The 22,818-nt window shown below is 53.7% G+C and carries 18 protein-coding genes; 3 read left to right on the top strand and 15 right to left on the bottom strand.

The genetic code is table 11. The annotated features are described in order from the left end of the window. Positions 1–9 precede the first annotated feature (9 nt). The 14 genes from JRI89_00840 to JRI89_00775 form a co-directional block, all read right to left on the bottom strand. A complete protein-coding gene (locus tag JRI89_00840) occupies positions 10–507 on the bottom strand; it encodes a diol dehydratase small subunit (GenBank protein ID MBW2069778.1) in 498 nt (165 codons plus the stop codon). Between the two features lie 114 nt (positions 508–621). Further along, on the bottom strand, positions 622–1,266 hold the full coding sequence (locus JRI89_00835; protein MBW2069777.1) for a propanediol/glycerol family dehydratase medium subunit: 645 nt from the start codon (positions 1,264–1,266) through the stop codon (positions 622–624). A gap of 25 nt (positions 1,267–1,291) precedes the next feature. Next, positions 1,292–2,959, bottom strand: a complete 1,668-nt coding sequence (locus tag JRI89_00830; GenBank protein ID MBW2069776.1) for a propanediol/glycerol family dehydratase large subunit — start codon at positions 2,957–2,959, stop codon at positions 1,292–1,294. Positions 2,960–2,971: 12 nt separating this feature from the next. Then, entirely contained in the window at positions 2,972–3,781 is an 810-nt protein-coding gene (gene pduB / locus JRI89_00825; GenBank protein MBW2069775.1) for a propanediol utilization microcompartment protein PduB, read from the bottom strand. Between the two features lie 57 nt (positions 3,782–3,838). After that, entirely contained in the window at positions 3,839–4,126 is a 288-nt protein-coding gene (eutM, locus tag JRI89_00820) for an ethanolamine utilization microcompartment protein EutM (protein ID MBW2069774.1), read from the bottom strand. A 110-nt stretch (positions 4,127–4,236) separates the two neighbouring features. Next, entirely contained in the window at positions 4,237–4,731 is a 495-nt protein-coding gene (locus tag JRI89_00815; GenBank protein ID MBW2069773.1) for a DUF1097 domain-containing protein, read from the bottom strand. Between the two features lie 15 nt (positions 4,732–4,746). Continuing rightward, on the bottom strand, positions 4,747–5,853 hold the full coding sequence (locus tag JRI89_00810) for a glycerol dehydrogenase (protein ID MBW2069772.1): 1,107 nt from the start codon (positions 5,851–5,853) through the stop codon (positions 4,747–4,749). Between the two features lie 591 nt (positions 5,854–6,444). Beyond that, on the bottom strand, positions 6,445–7,098 hold the full coding sequence (locus JRI89_00805; GenBank protein ID MBW2069771.1) for a response regulator transcription factor: 654 nt from the start codon (positions 7,096–7,098) through the stop codon (positions 6,445–6,447). Positions 7,099–7,104: 6 nt separating this feature from the next. Then, positions 7,105–8,820, bottom strand: coding sequence for a PocR ligand-binding domain-containing protein (locus tag JRI89_00800; GenBank protein MBW2069770.1), 1,716 nt, complete (start codon positions 8,818–8,820; stop codon positions 7,105–7,107). 344 nt (positions 8,821–9,164) lie between these two features. Next, a complete protein-coding gene (gene hisD, locus JRI89_00795; GenBank protein MBW2069769.1) occupies positions 9,165–10,466 on the bottom strand; it encodes a histidinol dehydrogenase in 1,302 nt (433 codons plus the stop codon). Between the two features lie 39 nt (positions 10,467–10,505). Beyond that, a complete protein-coding gene (locus JRI89_00790; protein ID MBW2069768.1) occupies positions 10,506–11,315 on the bottom strand; it encodes a septal ring lytic transglycosylase RlpA family protein in 810 nt (269 codons plus the stop codon). A gap of 97 nt (positions 11,316–11,412) precedes the next feature. Beyond that, positions 11,413–13,242, bottom strand: coding sequence for a histone-lysine N-methyltransferase (locus JRI89_00785; protein MBW2069767.1), 1,830 nt, complete (start codon positions 13,240–13,242; stop codon positions 11,413–11,415). A gap of 180 nt (positions 13,243–13,422) precedes the next feature. Next, positions 13,423–15,237, bottom strand: coding sequence for an aspartate--tRNA ligase (gene aspS / locus JRI89_00780; protein MBW2069766.1), 1,815 nt, complete (start codon positions 15,235–15,237; stop codon positions 13,423–13,425). A 102-nt stretch (positions 15,238–15,339) separates the two neighbouring features. Further along, positions 15,340–16,611, bottom strand: coding sequence for a histidine--tRNA ligase (locus JRI89_00775; GenBank protein MBW2069765.1), 1,272 nt, complete (start codon positions 16,609–16,611; stop codon positions 15,340–15,342). Positions 16,612–16,997: 386 nt separating this feature from the next. On the opposite strand from JRI89_00775, the gene JRI89_00770 reads away from it, so the two are divergent. Beyond that, positions 16,998–17,498: a hypothetical protein gene (locus JRI89_00770; protein MBW2069764.1), complete on the top strand. Its 501-nt coding sequence runs from the start codon at positions 16,998–17,000 to the stop codon at positions 17,496–17,498. Between the two features lie 2 nt (positions 17,499–17,500). Then, on the top strand, positions 17,501–20,188 hold the full coding sequence (gene polA / locus JRI89_00765; GenBank protein ID MBW2069763.1) for a DNA polymerase I: 2,688 nt from the start codon (positions 17,501–17,503) through the stop codon (positions 20,186–20,188). Positions 20,189–20,724: 536 nt separating this feature from the next. On the opposite strand, the gene JRI89_00760 is transcribed toward polA, so the two are convergent. After that, complete coding sequence (locus tag JRI89_00760) at positions 20,725–21,045, bottom strand: hypothetical protein (GenBank protein ID MBW2069762.1); 321 nt, start codon at positions 21,043–21,045, stop codon at positions 20,725–20,727. A gap of 421 nt (positions 21,046–21,466) precedes the next feature. Here JRI89_00760 and JRI89_00755 point away from each other — a divergent pair, with 421 nt between their 5' ends. Next, a complete protein-coding gene (locus tag JRI89_00755; GenBank protein ID MBW2069761.1) occupies positions 21,467–22,669 on the top strand; it encodes a helix-turn-helix domain-containing protein in 1,203 nt (400 codons plus the stop codon). Positions 22,670–22,818 lie beyond the last annotated feature (149 nt).

The following is a 22,818-nucleotide window of genomic DNA, read 5'->3' as shown; positions in this document are numbered from 1 at the left end:
AAGGCTCCTCTAAGACTGCTTCAACCTGCCGCGCTTTTCGTATACTTCTGCCGCCTCCAACACCAGCGCCGCGCAAACTCGCGCCTGGTACTTCGCTTCCAGTTCCCTGGCGATATCGAGCAGTTCCTCTTTCGTTGACCGATAGGGCCGCAGAGCATTGTAGATCTCCAGGACGCGCTCGTCTGGAATCCTAGTCATTTCTCCTGCTCGGCGTAGATTGGCGGCGACTCGGGGCCGTCCAGCGCTTTCAGCAATCTGCGCCTGGTATTCCAAGGTTTCGGCGCGAATCTTCACGTCATCAAAGGTGATCTGCCCGGCCTCCACTTTGTCAACTGTTATTTCCTCTGGGCCAAGGCCGCTGGCTGAGCGCACCAGATCAGGCCGTTTGCTTGCCAGGGGATAGTCCTTCCTGGCATCAAGTCTTGTTGTCGGCCCACTAGCTTGGGCCGTTTTCTTTGTTGGTTCGCCCAGTGCTGCCATGACACGCTTTACTGCCTCAGCTATCATATCAGGCGAAATATTGTTTCCCTTATCAGCCATATACCTACCTCCTGACCCTCGTACCATTCGTCTTCATCTTGGCCTACTCACGTGTCCAATTTATTGGAGACGGTGCTCCACTCAGAGGTCGACACTTACTTCCGTGCTCGCCATATCTGGCTTCACATATTGGACTTCCTTGTTGTGCAGCAGTGCTGCCAGACCCTGGTAACGGGGCCGCGCCATGGGATCATTCCGTACTGGCACCGGCGCCGGGGTCTCCCCCTTGGCATACTTGGCGGCGTTACGGCCAATGGCACGAAAGGTTTCCAGTTCAACGAGGGGTGATTGGGAAAACAGTTCCAGATTTTGCAGGGGAGCCAGGTCCTTCTGGTGGATGACTGAGGTACCTCGGGAAAGGATGCCTATGCCTATGCCAGAGCCGCTAAGCTTGGCAGCTTCATGGGCAATGAATCCCACGTCCGCCGTCTTGTTCACTCTGACCAGGCGCGCTCTCAGGCCTTCCTCTTCAATGCCAGCCATTACTTCTCGCAGTACCTCTTTATGAGGTATACCGATGATAGTCTTTGTCATTGCCCTGCCAAAGGCTGGTGGAATGCCAATTACTACCTCGTTTCTGTCGGTTCCAGGCTTGGCCTCGCCGATTTCCCTGAACTCGACAGCTGGGAACTCTACATCCGCGGTGGCAGTGGATGCTTTCTCTCCCTGCATCTGCTGCAAAACTTCAATAATAATCTCTTTGACCATCTCTTCAGAAATATCCATTTGCAACTACCTCCCCTGAGCAGTGCTAGACGTCTTCAGGACTAATGGCCTGTGGGATATCCTTCAAGAGCTCCCATCTTGCGCCTTCGAGCCGATAGCCTGTCCCAGGTCCCTGATAATCATTAGGATCGTTGACTGCGCTCAGCACTTCAAAATCGTCGTCGAAAATAGCCGAAGTGTGGAGGTAATCTCCAGATACCTTTGCCTTCAACATGCCAAGTACCGCCTCCGCCACATCCCTGAATCCATGTTTTGCCAGGGCCTTAACCACATCCAGTCCCGTAGTCCCACGCTTCATCATCTCATCAATGGCGCGCAGGTCATCAGGAACATGCCGATCTGGCATCTCCTTGCTGCCATGGGCATAGGTGGCTTCCTCTACCTCCTCATCCGTAATCGGCGGCAGCCCCAATTCCTGGAATACAGCCTGCAACGCCCTGGCTGCCTTGTTGCGCACGGCTATCACCTCATCTTCCCTTACCGGTCGCAAGCCGCCATCAACCTGCAAATCACGTTGCAGCACGAGATAGTCGTCATAATCGTCCGAGTCATGGGTAGAGCCGGCAAACATGTTGTCATAGTTGGGCACCGCGCTGTAGCCGGAAAAAATCAGGTCTGTACCGGGAAGAAACTGCATCAGCATACGCGCCGTGTTGCGAATGGGTGAATGGGTAAAAGTCTGATCATTACCCGAGGCAACTTCCAGGTCCATGAGAACAGTGGCCACATTTTCTGCCAGCACTGCCCGAATACCACCTGGCACTGCCCCTGGCACGCCGATTACACTGATGGAGCCGTTTTGCAACCCCTGAACTCCAGCAGCCTTGGTGATCATTACGCAGCGAATCTCCAGGTACAGCATGGACTTGCCCTCGGCATAGCCCATCTGCACTTCTGAGCCCGTGCCTGAGGTGTACCTCATTTTCAAGCCCCGCGAGGCATAGGCCGAAGCCAGGAAGGCCTTGGACCAGGGGGTGTCATCGCCGTCTACAAAAACCTGTTCGGTTCCATAGACAGAAACTGTTTCAGCATAGGCTGTCAGTCCTCGCATTCCCATGGTGAGTTCAAGGGCCTCTTCCACGGCACATTGGGTGAGCGAGCCAGGTCTCCCTGTCTGGGAGCCCACAAGAATAGAAAGGGCGTTCATGGGGGCGTAACGACCAACACCGACCGTGGTCTCCAGCTCACTGAAGCCCCGATAGGCGCCTTCAGCCGCATCCGCGGCCAACAAGGCCGGCGTATCCTTTAAATTGGTAACGTGAGCCTGGTTGGACGGCGTCCGCCTGGGCCGCAGTTTTTGCATGGCCATCATAAGCTCCACCACATTCATCTTCTTTAGAACGTCGAGGATCTTTGCTGGGGTCATGCCGACAGATAGACGGACGATCTCAGAACGGGGCACGTGGATATCCACCAGCATCTGGGCGAATTTCAGGGAGTCAACGGCCATTGCCTCCTCAGCCACGGACGTATCTATACAGTGGTCTGCTATCCAGGTATCGATCATATCGAAATCTCGACGACTCTTGCCGTCCAGTTCCATCACCTTGCCGTTTTCTATCTTTATTCCGGGCGTTGGATCATTGGGACTGTCCATGGCGACCAGACCTACTTCAATCCATTCCTTGATAAAGCCGTCTTTGTTGACGGCTCGTTCGGCAAGCACTTGGAAGCGTTTTTGTCTTCTAGCCATTGCGAACTCTCCCTATATGTATGGTGTACCCAATGACTTCGGTTCCTCACCCCAGGCGGCCAACAGTTTGTTGCCCACTTCTCGACCAGCAATTACCGCCTGGCGCACTGCCCCAGAGTCACCGGTCACCCAGATAAAAACCTCATTGGTCAGGCTGGTCCCATGGGCAGGTGAACCGTAGCCGAGAACTTCCACATCGGCTGCCTTGACAGCTGTGTCAACCATGAGCATACCTACCACTGCGGGGGCTCCAAGGATCAAACCGAAAGCCCGTCCTTCAGGGACTTTCAAGGCAAAGTTCAGAACCTTGCTTACCCTGGCAGAATACTGATTCTCGGTATAGCCCTGGTCGTTGGCGTACACATCACCGAAAAACTTTGGCAGTACCTCCAGAGTCACCTCCACAGCACGGCGGGCGTCAGAGACGTCTTCTGCCCCGAATATGATCAGATTGCCATGGCCAGCCTGCCCTTTGGTATCTCTAGGCATCTCAACTCTGAGGATCTCTGTATTGGTTGCCTTGATCCCCTCGTCAGCCGCCATCAGTTGTGGGCCAGCCCCCACCCGGCCGCCAATGATTCCCAGAGAACGATAGGTCTTGTCAAAGCCCATGATCTCGTGGATTATGGGATCCAGATTGGCAATGACGATTCCCTGAGTGTCCCCTGGGCCAATGCCGACAAATTCGGTGAGTTCCGCCAGACTTGCTGCTGCAGAGGGATTATTCTTCTTAGGTGCCTTAGACCCAGCCGCCCCAGAGGAGGCCGAGCCAACCCTTTTCATCACTTCCTTCAAGACTTTATTTATCAATTCTTCTTGCATCGGATATTCCCTCCTGGTTAGGGCCAAATCGTGGTGATAATCCAGGATGGGCCCCTGTTACTTCTTGTCAGGGGCTTCTGGCAAAACTCTCTCCACGTCCTGATGAGGTCTCGGGATCACGTGCACGGATACGACCTCGCCAACCTTCTGCGCCGCAGCCGCTCCTGCATCTGTAGCCGCCTTTACCGCGCCCACATCCCCTCGCACCATGGCCGTAACGAGACCAGCACCAATCTTGACCTGTCCCACCAGCACCACATTGGCTGCCTTGACCATGGCATCGGCTGCCTCGATGTTGGGGACCAAGCCTCTGGTTTCAATCATGCCCAATGCTTCTTTCACCATCTCCTGTACCTCCTTTGCATTTGCTTGCTGGCCAGCTGAGCTCCACCTGCTTCCTCAGCCGCCAGCGCATTGATATCAAGGACCTTGCTCATGCAAGCCGTTGTCCCCTGTCAGGTAGCAGCCTCCTCAGCTTCCTCCTTTTTCTTGAAAACATCAGGAAGTTTCGCCGACAGGATACCCGCCAAGTTCCCTATGATCATACAGACAAAGGTGTTCACGAGAGTGACCGCTATTTCACCCTTGTGACCGCCCAAATTGCCAAAAAAGACAGCAGCACCCACAAACTGTCCAGGAATGGCTGAAAGAAGTGGAATATTTCCTTCTATTGTCATGACGAAACAGAAGACACCGATCCAGATGGAGAGCAAGATCACATTGCCGCCGCCAAATTTGAGCCACAGCCAATAAAAGAGAGCACCCTGTACCATGCCAGCCACATTCGCTGCAATGGACTTTACCAGGGCATCCTTGTTGCCACCGGCATAATAGAAACTGGCCCAGGCTGCATAGCCGACCCAGGCAATGAGCCAGGGAACCCACATGGTGATTTGAAACCAGAGTGCGCACAATATGCCGATGCTTATGGACACGGGTAGTAGAGCCATTACTGCACCTCCTTGTTAGCCAGCTTTTGCTTGTCTGCCGATTGCGTCTGCCGCCCAGATTGCAGCCTCGACAATGTCGGCATTCACCGGAAACCAGGTAGCATGGATGGTTTCACCCTCTGCCGTGGTAGCTTCTGCCACTTTCCTGATATCTTCCCTGCTCGGATCAACCAGTCCCACATCTTCCAGGCACACCGGCAGACCCACATCTAGACAGAAATCGAGCACTTCATTGACATCACTCGCAGGACGGCCTTCCATGACCAGTTGGGTGAGAACGCCAAAGGCAACCTTCTGGCCGTGCAGTTTTCCGTGTGAGGCCTCCAGCACAGTAAAACCGTTGTGTACAGAATGACTGCCAGCCAAGCCGCCGCTTTCAAAACCCAGCCCGCTGAGCAAGGTATTGGCTTCTACAACTGCCTCTACCGCTGGAGTCACTGCATCCTTTTCCACAGCCAGCTTGGCTGCCAGCCCGTGTTCGAGCAGAGTGTCATAACAAAGCCGTGCCAGGGTAATTGCGGACAGGGTCGGCGGTGTTGCCCCTGTGAGCACATTCGGCTTGCAGCTCTTGGCACAGGTGTCGGCTTCCCAGAAAGTGGCCAGCGCGTCTCCCATGCCTGATACCAGATAATGCACCGGGGCTTTGGCCACGATTGCCGTATCCACAAGAACGCACTCCGGATTTCTGGGCAACACCAGATAGCGGTCGAAGACCCCTTCTTCGGTGTAAATGACCGACAGCGCCGAACAGGGCGCATCAGTTGCAGCTATGGTAGGCACAACAATTACCGGCACTTTCAACTCATGGGCCACTGCCTTGCCAGTGTCGATCACTTTGCCACCGCCAGCACAAATGATCACGTCAGCACCATTAGACTTGGCCGCCTCAACTAGTCGGTTGATTTCCTGATCTGAGCATTCTCCATGGAAGTCCTCCTGATGACAGCCGATGTTCTTATCAGCAAGGCTGGCCCTGATCGACTCGGCCACGGCAGACAAGGCAGTGTTGCCTCCTGTCAACAGTGCTTTGCTTCCCCCCAGGGTGGCTGTGTGCATGCCAATCTCGTCAATAGCGCCTGCTCCTTGAACATAACGACCGGGTGCAATCAACATTCTGCTCATTGGTTTTCCCCCTCTTAGTTGGAATCCAGGATCAGGACAAACCCTGACCTGTAGAAAAAATTTTTCCCCACCCTCCTGGCAGGGCCTGATTGCCACTACGAAGGCAGGGGGCCTTGGTTGAGCATTAAATCAGACGGACACTATCAATTCACACCGCCTTCCTCTGCCAATATGCCGCTGAGGAGGACAAGTGATTACTAGTCAGACGCCAATTTGGAGAACCGATCCACAGAGTGGTAGCTGTTGAGAGCAGACATTTCTGTCTGAGTCATGAAAACAAAAGTAGCAGCTTATTAAAATCCCTCGAAGGGGTGGAATTGATCCCTCATCCTGGGTAATTTTAGGGGAGGACGTACATCCGAGAGAAAATTGGGCCTGCACCTCATCGGCCAGGGAAGGAAAAGCACCTGGGCTGGCTGGTATGTCAGCTCAGCAGTTGGCTGGCCGGTGAGGCATCGAAAAGGACAGCAAATCTCCACGAGGGGTAAAGGCCGTGGCGGGCCACCAGCAGAAAATATTCAGGCGAGGAGTCGGGCAGCTGAGAGCAACGCTTTGCTGGCCGAATGTCAGGGCATTTGCCAACCGGACCATTCAGTCTAAAAGACCCTGCTGCCTGGCAACCATGAGGGCCTCGACACGATTTTTCACCTCTAATTTCCTGTAAATGCTCTTGATGTGACTTTTCACTGTTTCAATGCTTATGTTGAAGGAGCTGGAGATCTCTTTGTTGCCCTTGCCTTCACTGACAGCTCGGAGAATCTCTGTCTCGCGGAGGGTAAGCGGTGGGAGATCCGTAGCGCCATTAGCCTGCTGCTGGGGCAAAGAACTTACAGTCAAGTTCATCAGATAGGGTGATATTACCGCTTCACCTTTGCAGAGGGACGTTATAATTCGAACAAGCTCTTGGACTTCAACAGACTTTGAAACGTAGCCATTGGCTCCCGCCCGCATGGCGTCACGAATATAAGCTTCATCTCTATAGGTAGACAGCACGAGAATTTTTGCATCAGGCAGTGCCTGGCGCAAAACTTTAATGGCCAAAATCCCCGAAAATCCGGGCATATCGGCATCTATCAGTGAAATGTCCGGCGGATCGCTTTGAATCCTTTCAACTGCACTGAAGCCATCGCTCGCCTCGCCTATCACTTCGATGTGCTCATATTGACCCAGGCTGAGACGCAAGCCTATGCGGAACAGAGGGTGGTCATCAGCGAGGAAAATCCGGATTGGTTTGAGACTGCTCACAGCCGATTACCGCCCTTTCATTATCGCCGACAAGTCTCCCCGGCCCGTAGTCGCCGGTAGCACAAAAGAAAATCTACAGCCGCACTCCTTACCCGCGGCATCTCGACTAACTGGAGACTCCATGAATATACAGCCACCATGAGCCTCTATCACCCGTTTGCAGAAGGCCAGGCCAAGGCCTACTCCCTTTCTGCCTTCCTGATATCGCGATTTGACCTTGAAGAACTTGTCAAAGACCAGCTGCTGAAATTCCTGCGGAATACCGAGACCCTGATCTGCTACCGTTGCAAAAACATATTTTTGCTGCGGCAGCATTAACCTCTCATATTCGGCGGGTATATTCACAGGACTCCTCATTGCTGCACCGCTGGAGAACAGCCCGGAGACAACAGTAATTTCACGTCCCTCCGGGCTATACTTGATGGCATTGTCCAGCAGGTTTACACATACCCTTATGAGACGCTTCTGGTCGCCAAAGAATCTTATCGATTCCGCGGCAGGTTTAAAAAGGATGGCAATCTTCTTGTCCTCAGCAAAAAAGCGCAGCTGCTTCAAGCTCTGGTAAATAATCTGGTTCAAATCAATGGGAGACTTGACAAGCATGAATTCGCCGCTTTCACTCCGATATACATCCAGCAAGTCGTTGGCCATGCCATAAAGCTGGTGGCTGGTGCCCAGAGCCATGCGCATGATCTCCTGCTGGCTTTCGTTCATTGGCCCCAGGTTTCCTTCCACCAGCAGCTCCAGGGCCTTTTGCAAAGAGAGCACCGGGTTCCTCATGTCATGAGTAACCATACCGATGAGATCTTCCTTCATGCGGTCTATCTTTTTTTCTTCAGAAATATCCCGAATAACTGCCACATAGTCAGAACCTGTTCCCTTTTCTGTAGTCACGGCGGATATGGAGACCTGGACTGGAAATGCCTCTCTGTCCGACTTGACCGCTATGGTTTCACCCCGCCATTTCTTTTGCCGCCTTGGCGCTGGCTCTTTCTGGTAGATCCCCCCCAGTTCAGTGCCGCAAAACAGTTTGGCAATTGATTTGCCAATCATCTCTGCTCTCTCCGCGCCAAACATGTTGGCACCAGATTCGTTGATCATGGTAATGATGCCATCTTGATCAGTTGATACAATGCAATCTGAAACACTATTGATGAGCCTATTCAGATGCCGTTTGGAGTACTTTTGCAGAAGATATTTGCCCAGGGCCAGCTCACTGACCGTCTGCGTAATGACTGACATCAGGTTGACGATGTCAAAGAGACGATCCCGGCTCATCAGAGGAACTCTTTCCAGTTCCTGCAAGTATCCTTCAATATCAGTAATGCCTATGGACCGTGCTCTGGCCACTGCCAGGTCTACGTCAAGCCGTTCCTCCAGGACCTGGCCGCACAAGATGGTCGCCAGATGATAGCCCTCCACAATCACTGGGGCTGCACAGTCTAGCAGACCCGCATTCAGACAAGAATAAATCGGTGGCTTTCCCAGGCGCCACGATTCAGCACCGCCAAAACGGTCGCTCTGGTAACATTTATGTCGTCCTTCCCGGGTCGAGCGGCAATACTTCTGGCAGAGAACCGTAAAATTGTGCGGTTTAGTTATAGGCCAGCCGTCAGGGTCTGCAATTATAGAGGCCACCCCGGTGACAGAAGTGAATCCCTTGAGTATCTGATCCAACTTTTGTCTGTCCACTAGATCCAGCAGGTGGATATCATAGGTCATGCTCGACTCCCATGCAGAAAAAATTTTACGGTGGCGGGGAGAACAGGCGGGATGCTACCGTATTCGCTCTACAGCCGAACGCCCTTTAGACTTGGAGCTACCGGAACCTCGAGATTTTCTCCCACGCCGATTTCTGCTCAATGTGAGGTGAGATACTGTTTCGAGATGTACAAATTGGGAGCTGGCAATTATCTCTTATATAAAAAATATACCGGAGTATATCTCGATTGGCAATCCATAATCTAGCAACAAAATAGTGCGGCAATTAGCTGAAAGCAGCAACCCAGCTGTGGAAGTGCGACATAAAAAAAGCGGTGGCCAGGCAGAGTGCTGCAAGAGCCGAGCTACTTTTCCAGCCGAAGCTGCACTGCTCGGCCATGGGCTCCAAGTCCTTCCAGTTCTGCCAATTGTATGATATCACTTGCATCTCGCTGGAAGGCTTCGGCTGAATAATAAATAATGCTGGTTTTCTTGACAAAGTGCTCCACGCCCAGGGCAGAGGAAAAACGGGCCGAACCAGCTGTGGGCAAAACGTGATTGGGCCCAGCAAAATAGTCTCCCACAGGTTCGGGAGAATGATGTCCCAGGAAGAGAGCCCCTGCGTTGTGAATCTTGCCCATCAGCAGGAACGGTTCAACCACCAGCAGCTCCAGATGTTCAGGAGCAATGCGGTTGGCAAGCTCCACTGCCACCTCCAGATCGGCTACTACTACAATGGCGCCGAACGACTCCAGTGCTTTTTCGGCAATCTCTCTCCTCGGCAGGGATGGCAGCTGTTCCTCGAGAGCTGCTGCCGTGTCCCGAGCCAGAGCTTCATCTGGAGTGAGAAGCACACTGCTCGCCAGCACATCATGCTCGGCTTGACTGAGAAGGTCGGCGGCTACGTGGCTCGGATCAGCGCTCTCATCAGCAATGATCAGTATTTCACTCGGTCCAGCAGTCATGTCGATTCCCACCCGGCCAGCTACCATCTTCTTGGCCACGGTGACGTAAACATTGCCGGGCCCCGCGATCACGTCAACAGGCGGAATTGTCTCAGTGCCGTAGGCTAGAGCCGCTACAGCCCAGGCACTGCCAACCTTGAAAATGTCTTTGAGCCCCAGCAGGTGAGCCGCCAGCAGCAATTGTGGAGATATGCTGCCATCTCGTCTGGGAGGGGTGACCAGCTGAATCCTGCCAACACCGGCCACAAGTGCCGGGATGGCGGTCATCAGCAGAGAAGAGACAAGCGGGGTTTCTCCGCCTGCGCCCCCGGGGATGTATAGCCCGGCAGCAGCAACCGGCCGCACCAGTTGCCCGACCACACTGCCGTCCTCGCTGGCAAGGAACCAGGATTGACGCCGCTGCTGCCCGTGAAAACGCATGATATTATCTTTGGCGCGCCCGAGCAGGGCGAGATGATCAGGGTCGGCAGCCCGCCAGGCTCTGTTTATCTCATCCTGGCTCACCCGCAGGTCAGCAGCCGTGAAATCGGGAGCATCAAATGATCGATTATAGCGCACCAGGGCAGCATCGCCCCCGGCTCTCACCGCTTCGATCATGGCGGCTACCGACTCCTCAATCTCCGGCGAAAAAGAAAGCTGGCGTTCGATTATTTTTTCCAGGCGTTTGTTGGCAGCCTTGCTGGGATATTGCAGTATTTTCATGACCCTCTCATCTCTTTAGGGTAGAATTATTATTGAGTTTTATCTGTCCCTGGCAATCACAAAGGCTGCAGGAAAGCCGTCTTCCTGCAAGCGTCTGGCCGCAGCCTCGGCCTTGTCCAAGCGCGAATATCTGCCCACCCACACCCGGTAGAACTGCTTCGCCCCTTGGATATATATGGAAACACTGGCGCTGCTGTACCTGCGGGCCAGGGTATTGCGGAGCCTGAAAGCATTCTCCTTCTGGAGGAAAGAGCCCACCTGAATGGCAAAATCGCCCACATTATAGCTCGGAGGCTGAACGTATTTATGCACCCACATTCCCCGGCGAAATTCTTTCCTGTCGTAGCCCAGGGCCCTGATGCGCACCGGTACCACGCCCTCCTCTGCCATACCCAGGTCCCTGGCTGCTGTATATGTCAGGTCAATAATGCGTCCTCTCACGAAAGGGCCGCGGTCATTGATGCGCACTACAGTCTTCTTACCATTTGTCAGATTGGTCACTTCAACATAGGTGTTGAACGGCAGGGTCTTGTGAGCAGCCGTGCGGGCATACATATTGTAGTGCTCGCCATTGGCGGTGGAACGTCCATGAAAGTCGCTGCCATACCAGGAGGCCAGACCCCGCTGTACAAAGCCCGCTGAGGTGGCCAGTGGATAGTAACGCTTTCCCATGACCACATATGGCGCCGAGCCTTCTCTACTCTTGCCATAGCTTCCTTCAGCAGGTGGTCTCTGCGGAGGTGGAGACACTGCCGAGCCACCGCAACCATACACCCCGAGCCCTGTAGCCCATATAATGAGCCAAAATAACAGAGAACTCCGTGCCTCAGTTACCACTATTCTGAGCATGGCAGCATTATCCACTGACAACCGTGTCCGAAGGAAGTGAATGCTGAATTGCTACCTTGTCACTTCGACTATCTGCCCGGGTGAGCCGATGCCTTCTCTACAACTCCTTGGCTTCCTCCAGTTTCGCCAGTTCTTCGAACCTGATGTCGATGCCGAGGACGCCGATTATTTCGTCAGAGGCGTCACGAATTGGAGCTGACACCGTAATACAGAGAGCTCCAGTATAGATCGATTTGTAGAAATCGGTGACGTGCACTTTGCCGTCTTTCATGGGGTTTACGAACCAGTCGCGGTCGGAGAGATCCTCTCCTACTCTGGCCAGATCATACTTGGCTCGATCCACAATGTGGGTAATATTGCTGGTAATCTTTGTGCCCTGTTTGTCTGTAACGTAGACATACTGGATGAAAGGATTGAGCTCCAGCAAGGTCTGCAGCACCGGTTCCATCCGGGCTGGCTCCATGGACTTTATCTCCTCGGATTCCACCACCTCTCCCACCAGATGGGCGGCTAGGGCATGAGCCTGACGCTTCAACAGATCAAACTCACTGACAAAATACTCGGCAAGATATCTGCGGGCCCACCTCTCCATCTCTTTGTTCGAGATACTGGTGACTCGGCCTTCTGCATATTCCTGCATTATGCGCTTGTGTATCTTGATTACGCCGGGATGCCGTTTATGGATGGCCGCCTCACCATCCAGTCCCAGATAGTTGTTCACCCAGTAGGCCACCCCGGCAGCGCCAGTCTTGTCAGTGATGGTTATAGAAACTGGCCGATTGAGGATCTTGCGGGTGTCGAAAATATTGTAGATCTCCTCGTTCTTTATCAGACCATCGGCATGTATCCCCGCACTGGTTGCATTGAAGTCTCTGCCAACAAATGGGTAGTTTGGCGGAATCTGGTAGTCGAGCTCCTTGCTGAAGTAGTCGGCAATTTCAGTAATCACCGTGGTGTCAATGCCGTTGTTGTGTCCTCTCAGGCTGATGTATTCGATAATGAGCCCTTCTATGGGAGCATTGCCGGTGCGCTCGCCAAAACCGAGCAGGGTGCCGTTGGCTGCGGCACAGCCGTACAGCCATGAAGTGGTGGCGTTGATCAAGACCTTGTGAAAGTCATTGTGGCCGTGCCATTCCAGAAGAGAGCCAGGCACGCCAGCATCATCTATCATGGCCCTCACCAGCTTGGGCACGCTGCGCGGCAGGGCGGCACTGGGATAGGTTACCCCGTATCCAAGAGTATCACAGAGGCGAATCTTGATGTCGATGCCGCTCTGCTCTCTCAATTTCATCAGCTCTATGGCAAATGGCACACAAAAGCCGTAGATGTCGGCCCGGGTAATATCCTCGAAGTGACAGCGGGGAACGATGCCTCTGGACAGAGCAGCCTCCACAATGCTGAGGTACTTGGCCATTATCTTGGCGCGGCTGCTGTTGAATTTGAAAAAGATATGGTAGTCGGATACAGAGGTCAGGATGCCGGTTTCAGAGAGACCCACCTCCTGCACCAGGTCCAGATCTTTTTCCACCGCCCTGATCCAGGCTGTAATTTGCGGATATTGATATCCCTTGCTGAGACAACGTTCAACCGCCTGCCTGTCCCGCTTGCTGTACAGGAAAAACTCTGACTGCCGGATGATTCCCTGCGGTCCGCCGAGGCGGTGCAGAAAGTCGAATATGGTTTCGATCTGTTGCACGGTGTAGGGCGGCCTTGCCTGCTGGCCATCCCGAAAAGTGGTGTCAGTTATTATTGGTTCGTCTGCAGGATCGATGGCTATGAGTTTGTGGTCAAAATCTATCCTGCTTATCTCCTCGTAAGGAAACACTTCCCGCATCAGGTTGGGTTCGGGCACATCCTGCAGGCGATATACCCAGAACTTGGTGTGCTGGTGGTCGAGCACTTTTTTTCGTTTGTTCCAACGAGCCATGACATCACCTTACCAGGGAAACCGTCTCGAGGATTCCCTTGCAGCAAAATAGGGTTTTTCCCTCAGTCGAAATGCGGCCGGAGCAACAGCCGCCCTCGACGCCATACCTGCCTGTTGTTCATAAAAGGATGGTCACTTCCTGGCCAAGCCATTATCTGAATAGCAACGTCCTCGCTTCCTTTACGTCTGCCGCAGCAGATCCACCTTGATGGAGAGCTCCAGGAGCTGCTCCAAACTTACTTCAGCCGGAGCGCGAGTCATTGGGCAGGTAGCCTTCTGTGTTTTGGGGAAGGCAATCACATCACGGATGGAAGAAGCGCCGCACATCAACATCACCAGCCTGTCGAAGCCGAGGGCAATACCGCCATGAGGGGGCGCTCCGTAAGTAAGAGCTTCCAGCATGAAGCCAAATTTCTTCCTGGCCTCTTCTCTGTCAATGCCCAGCACCGCAAACACCTGCTCTTGCAAGGGCTGTTGGTGGATTCGAATACTGCCGCCACCTATTTCATTGCCATTGAGCACCAGATCATAGGCCCTGGCACGAACTTTTTCAGGCTCCTCGAGGAGCATGGCCACATCTTCTTCTGCTGGAGCAGTAAAAGGATGATGCACCGCCACGTAACGCTTCTCGTTCTGATCGTATTCCACCAGCGGGAAGTGGGTAATCCAGACAAACTGATGAGAATTGTCTCTGATATTACCGAGCCGACGGCCGAAATGGCGTCGGAGAATGTCCAGAGTAGCATTGACAACGCGAACCTCGCCGGCCACGAAAAGGATGAGATCTCCCTCCCTGAGTCCGGTCAGACTCTGCAGGAGCTGCTTTTCCCCCTCACTGAGGTTTTTTGCTACCGGCCCCTGCCAGCCGTTTTGCTGCACTTTGATCCAGGCTACACCCTGGGCGCCAGTCTGCACGTCATAATAGTCAGCCAGGTTTTTCTTACCCTGCATCCTGTCGAGCTCACTGCGCGGAAGATCAGCCATTCCCTGCAACAGCAGGGCCTTGACCACCCCCCCGCCCTTGATGAGCCTGGCAAAGATCTGAAAATTACTGTCGGCAAACACTGCCGTCACATCCAACAGTTCCAGAGGCAGGCGGGTGTCTGGTTTGTCCGTGCCATAGCGATGCAAAGACTCCTCGTAGGTGAGCCTTGGAAAGGGAATCTCCAGCTGTTCACCCAGCACTTCTGAAAAGAGATGCCCCAGAAGGCCCTCGGTAAGTTGGAAGATCTCCTGTTCTCCAACAAAGGCCATCTCTATATCAACCTGGGTGAATTCCGGTTGACGATCGGCGCGCAAATCTTCATCCCGAAAACATCTGACGATCTGATAATACTTGTCGAAGCCGGCTATCATGAGCAGCTGTTTGAAAAGCTGCGGCGATTGGGGCAGGGCATAGAACTTCCCTGGATTCACCCGACTTGGCACCAGGTAGTCGCGCGCCCCCTCAGGGGTGCTCCTGGTCAGAACCGGCGTTTCCACCTCCAGGAACCCGGACTCATTAAGATAGTGGCGCATTGCCTGCGCTGCTCGATGGCGGAGCAGAAGATTCCGGAAGAGATGTGGGCGCCGCAAATCGAGATAACGATAGGTGAGACGCAGGTTTTCACTGGCATCGATCTTTTCTTCCAGTTGAAATGGCGGGGTCAAGGCAGTATTCAGGAGACGATAGTCGTCCACAATCACCTCGATTGCTCCGGTTGCCAGCTTGGGGTTGGCCATTCCCTCCGGCCTGAGGCGAACCACCCCCTGCACCGCGATTACGTGCTCCGAGCGAAGTGAGTGTGCCCGCTGGTGTGCCTCCCTGTTTCGCTGTGGATCAAAGACAACCTGAGTGATGCCTGCCCGATCGCGAAGATCGATGAAGATCAAGCCGCCATGGTCCCGTCGTCTTTGCACCCATCCCATGAGAACCACAGTGTCGCCGATATGGTCAGAGCAAAGAGTGCCGCAGTCGTGCGTTCTTTTCAGTTCCCCAAGGCTATCAAGTTTCATTCGCTGCCCTTCCAAATTGCCTTATGCCGCCTGGTCCCTCTTGTGGGCTTCTGGCGAAGCTGCTCCGCTTGTAATGTCATACGAGTCATCAGAGAGCAGTATCTACCCTGCCAATGATTGCCCACACAAAGTGAGCAGCTGTTCTTTCATTGTCTCAAAAGGGACTTCCACCTGAGTCTTCTGTCGCATATCTCGCAGTGTACCCTTCTGCCTGGCAATCTCATCTTCGCCGACAATGAGCACATAGTGAGCCCGCAGTTTGTCTGCCAGGCGCATCTGCGCCTTGAGACTTCTGTTGCCGTAGTCAGCTTCAGCATGCACGTCTTCCCTGCGCATCTGCTGGACCAGGGAAAAGCCGAACCGCCTGGCCTCATCTCCCAGACAGGCTACAAAAAGATCCACCTGCCTGACCTCTCTGGCGCCCTCCCCGGGAAGAAGCATTATGAGCCGCTCCATACCGATAGCAAATCCGATACCGGGAAGGTCGGGACCGCCCAGCATCTTCATCAGGCCGTCGTATCTGCCGCCGCCACCAACAGCATTCTGAGATCCAAGATGTTCCGCAAGAACTTCAAAAGTGGTCTTGGTGTAATAGTCGAGGCCGCGCACCATGTATGGATCCACCCTGGCAGCCAACCCCAGAGAGCGCAGGTAATCACTGACGCTCTGAAAATGAGCAGCACATTCTTCACAGAGAAACTCCAGCAGCTTTGGAGCTCTCTCCAGAGTCTCTCTGCATGCAGGAACCTTGCAGTCGAAAACCCGGAGGGGATTCTTCAATTTTCTTCGCCGGCAATCCGCACAGAGGGACTCCTGTGTCTCATCCAGATAGCTGCTCAAAGAGGCCCGGAAGGGTTGTCGACAATTGCTGCAGCCAAGTGAGTTCAGGTGGAGCTCTACTTGCCTTATGCCCAACTCGTCGAGAAAAGCGACGAGCATGTAAATGACCTCTGCATCAATCATGGGATCGTCTATGGCAAAAGCTTCCACATCGATTTGATGAAACTGCCGATACCTGCCTTTTTGTGGACGCTCATGGCGAAACATGGGCCCAATGGTGTATAACTTACGCATGGTGGGCTGCAAATGCAGGGCATGTTCTATGTACGCTCGCACCACTGAGGCGGTGGCTTCAGGACGAAGCGTGAGAAGCTCACTATTCCGGTCAGGGAAAGTGTACATCTCTTTTTCCACAATGTCCGTGGTCTCACCAATGCTTCGAGCAAAAAGCTCAGTCTTTTCAAGAATGGGGGGCCGAATTTCCACATAGCCAAAATTGGCAAAGACCCGGCGGGCAGTATTTTCCACAAACTGCCATTTCCATGCCTCGGCTGGCAGAATGTCATTCATGCCCTTGATTGCCTTTATTGCCATAGCTCAACTCCGCCTTGCTCGCGTAAATGTGATCTGTTACTGAATTGCCAGGGTAAAGTCAAGGGAAAACGGGCCAGACTCACGGTATGCTTGCCAGCGGTTTGCTCTGGACCTCATGGAGCGCTCAAAAGGCCTGGGTGAATTTGCGGGCAATATTGTACATCGACAATGCTTCTTCTGAAAGAAGACAAGGTATTGCCAGGGGCGGACACCATTGCTGTGGGCCTCCTGTCCTGATCAGCACAGGCTCTCTAGAGGAACTGCCAGCTGCATAATTACATTGCCAAATCAAAAGGCTTTTTTTAAGATAGAGTTATTGAGCTATTCACCTTGTCAGCCGATGTGAATCGAGCTGATTCGTCTCAGCAGAAATACAGGAGTAATCTATGAGTCCCTCCCGCGGCTCTGATGATGATAGCAGGGAGCGCCCGAGTTGGCGAGAGATCGATCGCCGCCGTGATCGAAGCAGGCATGTGAGCCGAGACACGCCGAGCGCCAGGGAGAGGAGCTTGCGCTCCACCTGGGCCAAAGAACAGTATTTGAAGGAAGCTGACAAGCTTTTTCAAGGAAAGCGGGGCAGCAAAAAGCACCAGCAAGCCCTCAATGCTATACACAAGGCACATGGTACTGCCAAATTTGCTGGAGCTGTAAAAAAGTATCTCAATAATTTCGGCTTGCCTTCCGACTGGCGCACTCTCATGATGATTCTGGATTACAAGGAAGAAAAGGTGGTAGTCCAGGCCATTGCTGCCCTCACGGACCTGGCACCCAGCCGTTCAACTGTTGAATCCCAAAGACTCAGGGACAAACTGGAGCTTCTCACTCTAACGGCGCTAAACTCGCGGGTTACCGCTGCTGCCTCAGCTGCCTTGCAAACAGTAGATTGATCATGGCCAACTCCCCCAGAACGCTCTATCTCATAGATGGCAGTTCGTATATATATCGCGCCTTTTACGCCATCCCCAGTCTGAGCACCTCCCATGACCTGCCAACAAACGCAGCCTATGGTTTCCTCGGCATGCTCAGGCGCGTTCTGACTGTCACGCAGCCTGAATATATGGCGGTGGCCCTGGATGCACCCGGACCAACCTTTCGTCATGAACTCAGTCCTGCCTACAAGGCCAACCGCCCGCAAATGCCGGAGGCACTCGCCTCGCAGCTCCCTTTTATACGAAGGATCATAACTGCCTATGGCATTGCCGCCTTGGAGGTCCCCGGCTACGAGGCTGACGATATCATTGCCACCATCACCACCTGGGCAGCCGGCCAGGGCACAGAAGTGGTCATTGTCTCCGGCGACAAAGATCTGTTGCAGCTGGTTTCAGCCAACATCCAGGTGTGGGACACTATGAAAGACCGTCGCCTCGGACCAGCGGAAGTGGAAGAGCTCTTCGGGGTGCCACCCTCCAGGGTGGTAGAAATAATGGCACTTGCAGGCGACAGCACTGACAACATACCTGGTGTCCCAGGTATAGGACCCAAGACAGCCCGGCGGTTGATCAAAGAGTTTGGCAGCATCGAATCCCTGCTGGCTAATCTGGACAAGATTCCCTCAGCAAAACAAAGAGCCAGACTCGAGACCTATGCTGATCAGGCCAGATTGTCCCGCCAGCTCGTTGTTCTGGACTCGCAGGTGCCTCTGCCCAAAGACTGGAGCCAATTCAAAGTTGCCCGCAAGGACAACGACGCCCTGGCTGCCATCTTTCGAGAGCTGGAGTTCCACAAATTTCTCAGGGAACTGGAGGGCAACCTTCATGAACCTGCTGCAGTCGCTGCCGGCACCTCCTACACATGTGTCTCCACAGAAAGTGAGCTCACAGAGCTTTCCTCCCGGCTAGGCCACCAGAGACAGATAGCCGTCGTCGCCTCAGCCAGAGGACGAAGTCCCCTGTCGGCCAGAGTCCGGGGATTGGCAGTCTCCTGGCAACCACGAACTGGTTGCTACATTCCGCTGACTGGCTCCCCAGCAGACCGACGTTCACGGATGCCGCTGGAGGTCTTCAGAAAGTCGCTGGCTCCCGTATTGACAGATGAGAAAATCCTCAAGGTGAGCCCTGACAGCAAGACCACCTGGCTCCTTCTCCATACAATGGGAATCGACTGCCAGGGGCTCCATTTTGATCCATTGCTGGCAGCGTATCTGCTGGATCCCGGCAAAGGGAGGTATTCCCTCAGAACCATTGCCAGCAAGTATCTCAATGTATCTCTGCCCAGTGCAAAGGAATCTCATCGGCCTGGCCAAAAGGCGCCAGGCTCCGTGTCAGCCTCACCAGCTATAGTTCAGGCTGCCGCCGCTGAAGCAGAGGCCTCTTTGCGTCTGAGGGAGGTTTTGCACCGCAAGCTGGAGCTCGAACAGTTGGCCCAGCTCTTCTATGACGTGGAGATGCCCTTGACAGGTGTACTTGCCAGGATGGAATTGCGTGGGGTCAGGCTGGCCACTGAGCAACTGCAGAGGCTTTCACAGGAGTTGAGCGAAAAACTGGCCCTTTCTGAGGAAAGGATCTTCAGCATGGCCGGAGAAGTTTTCAATGTAAATTCTTCTCAACAGCTGGCCGCTATTCTGTTCGACAAGCTCGGGCTGCCAACTAGAAAAAAGACCAAAACGGGCTACTCCACGGATATGGGCGTCCTGTCTTCACTTGCTCATCTGCATCCCCTGCCAGCGGAAGTAATTACCTATCGCAGTCTACTCAAGCTCAAAAACACCTATGTGGACTCACTACCCCGCTTGATCCACCCGGCAACCGGACGAATCCACACTTCCTACAACCAGATGGTGACCGCCACCGGGCGACTCAGCTCCAGCAACCCCAACCTGCAAAATATCCCGGTGCGCACCCAGGAAGGACGTGCCATCAGGCGCGCCTTCGTGGCTGCCGAGGGCAGTTGCCTGCTCGCAGCTGACTACTCACAAATCGAGCTCAGGATTCTGGCGCACCTGTCGGATGACGAGGCCCTGAAACAGGCCTTTTTGAGTGAGCAGGACATCCATCGACAGACAGCAGCTGAGCTTTTTTCCGTAGAGCCGCAGGCAGTAACAGAGTCCATGAGACGGCGCGCCAAGACCATCAACTTCGGCATCATCTACGGTATGAGCCCTTATGGACTGGCAAAGGAATTGCACATAACCCAGGCCGAAGCAAGAGACCTCATAGACCTCTATTTCCAGCGCCATAAAGGAGTAGGCCGCTACCTGGAAAAAGTCACCGAAGAGGCCCGCCAGCAGGGGTTCGTCACTACCCTGTTCGGCCGCAAACGATATCTGCCGGATCTGCAGAGTCGCAATCGCAATGTGCGGCGCTTCGCAGAGCGCACAGCAGTGAACACTCCCATCCAGGGAACTGCCGCGGACATCATCAAAATTGCCATGATCCGTATAGACAGGGAATTGCGGTTCAGAAGGCTGCCAGCCACCATGATCATGCAGGTTCATGATGAACTGGTATTCGAAGTGGTTGCCGAGGTGCTGACAGAGGTGACTGCCCTGGTAAGGGAACAGATGGAGTCTGTGGTGGCACTCTCAGTGCCCCTGCGCGTGAAAACGAACTATGGCGACAACTGGGATCAGGCCCACTGAAGTGCCGGCCCCCGAGCAATGTTCTCTGTCCGGAGGCTGCCACAACTCTTTCGAGAGAAACCATTGACAACGTGGGCTGCCGGCACTAGACTTTATAAGCGGATGGAAAAGCATCTTCCACAGCAACAGGCACAGAAACGGCGCCTCCTGCTGCCGTGCCATCAGGAATGGACGGCACCGCACGCTTCGGCGTGCCTTACGGAGCCATTAAAGCGCAGGCGTGTTTAACGCCTGCCGGCCCCGGTTGCGGCGTGAGCCCCCGTCACTCTGCTGCAACCGTTTGCGGGCGGGGTTGCGTCCAGAGACAACCCGCAGCTCTGGACGCGAGAGTCCTGCGGGTTCGGCCTGACCGGACACCAATCACCAGACATGCCGGAGGGCGACATGAGGTCTGGTACCCTGGGCGCACAACGTTTCTGTGCCTGTTGCTGCGGGATGGCTGGGCCTCCATAAAAAAAACCACCTCCAACAAGGTGGTTTATCTCCTTTGGCACTGATCCTGGCGCAGGTTCATTCAGAGAAGACAACTGCCCATACTAGGCCTTGTCTTCCGCCTTCTTCATTTCCTCGAGCTCGGACTTGAGCTTCTCAGCCTCTGCCTTGTATTTTTCAGCTTCTTCCTTGTATTTACTGCTATCATCCGTGTCAACTGTTGGCGCGGCCTCCTCCTGCTTTTTGCCGAAATAAGGGAGCTTGTCCTTCACTTCATCAAACCCGAGATAGGCTGCCACAGCGCCACCGAGCAATAGGGTCACCGGAAGCGCTCCTGCCAACAGCTGCAGGAATGGAACCCACCACACAATAAGCAAGATCACACCCACTACCGCTGCAATTATTCCACCGAGAAATACTGCCATGCCCTTATCCTCCTTCTCTTCGCTTTCAATATTCAATTCCCACGGGATGACTTCTAGCTGTGCTCAGATTACAAAGAAACGGTCATCATATACCATGGGCTCTTGGCGATTGCAAGCTAATTTTGCCACCCTGCTGCCCAGCAACTTCCTACAGGTATTGGACCATGCAACCCTGTCCCGGTGAATGTCCACAGCTCCTGAAGATCATGTCCAGAAATGATGTATTGGACTTGTCTCACTTCCACCGACACAGGAAAATTTGATCCTGCTATATAAAAAAACCACTTTACAACAATTTTCACTATCTATATAATCGGGCCGATCTGGTGTGGGACTCTGCTCGAAGGCTTTGTCTTCACTCTGCTTGTGGACACGGTTGTCTAGAGTACAAATTAACACCTCAGGAGCAAAGGTGGTAATCATGGCAAACCCAACTAGAAAGGGAGCGAAGTCAGAGGCTGAAATTGAAGCTGAAGCAAGACGGAAGAAGGAAATCTTGGATAAGGTGGCACAGTCCAACCTACCAACGAAAACGATTTTGAAAGAATTGGGCATTTCCAGGTCTACTTATTACAGTTGGTTGAAGCGCTTTGAAGAGCACGGCATGGAGGGATTAAAAGACAGCCGGTCCTCACCAAAGTCAACTGAAACCGAGGAAAAAGCAGCAGCCGGTCCCACCGAAGTGGAAAGTGTGGCTGAACAAGCGGCAGAAGAAGATTCTGTCATCGATTCGGCGAAAGCTACCGCGGAAAGTCCCACCAAGTTCACCACGGAGACAGAGCAGACTCGTCCGACTGAGCCAGCGGAGCCAGTTGCATATGATGTCGAGTCACATGGAGCTACAGCGAGAGAGGAGATGGGTATGTCAGGACAAGGCGGTCAAATCAGTGGCAGCGAACAGAAAAAAGGCATGGGAGTCTACGCCCTCATTGCCATATTCCTGCTGGTGGTAGGTTTTCTGGTCATTATCAGTTTCAGCAACTCCAATAGCTATCGCCTCAAGGTGGAAGACAACAAGATTACCCTGTGGAAAGGAAAATTTGCTCCTCGGGGCATGGCCAAGGTCGATTCCTTTGAACCAGTGGCCATCGGCGACGCTGACGTCAGTCCACTGCTCCACAAGAGTTATGTGGGCAAGGAGGCAGTGTATAAGGCCCTGTTCGGCTTTTTCATGCAACAAATAGATGCAGAGTCAACCAAAGGAGACAATGCAGATATTGCCAGAATGGCACAGCTGCTGGAAAAGGCTGAGGCCATATCTACCAACGGCGGCAGTTCGGGAAAGCAGGCCGTTGCCACTCTGTACCAGCTGGCTGAGAAGCGGGTGGCCGTTGCTGAAATGGCTCTGCAAAATGCCTACCGCAAGGCTCTGCCTGCCTATCAGAAAGCCCTGCGCTACGGTCTGGGAGACCCTTCGGCCATCAAAGCTCGCATCGACACCATGGAAGTGGCCCTAGGCTTGAAAGCGCCTCCCAAGAAAAAAGAGCTGCCTGAAGCCGCTGCCCCGGCTGTAGAGGAGAAAATTGAGGAGCAAGCGCCAGGGCAAGGGCATGCAGGTCACCATATGCAGAGTGAAAAAACCGAAAAACCCGCAGCAGCTGAAGGCTCAGCAGAACACAAATAGCAAGCGGGTTATTCCGTCTTTCGGGCGCTGGCTGGCATTACATATGCTGGCAGCGCCTTTCTTATCAGTATATTTGCCTTATTCAAGGTATGACCGCCATCATTCAGGTACGGCATGGGTCGCCTGCATTGAACTAAGCCGGTATTTGC

The organism is Deltaproteobacteria bacterium (assembly GCA_019309045.1).
GTDB lineage: Bacteria > Desulfobacterota > Syntrophobacteria > BM002 > BM002 > JAFDGZ01.
The sequence above is the reverse complement of the archived record's forward strand: the minus strand, read 5'-3'. Positions and strand labels throughout refer to the sequence as shown.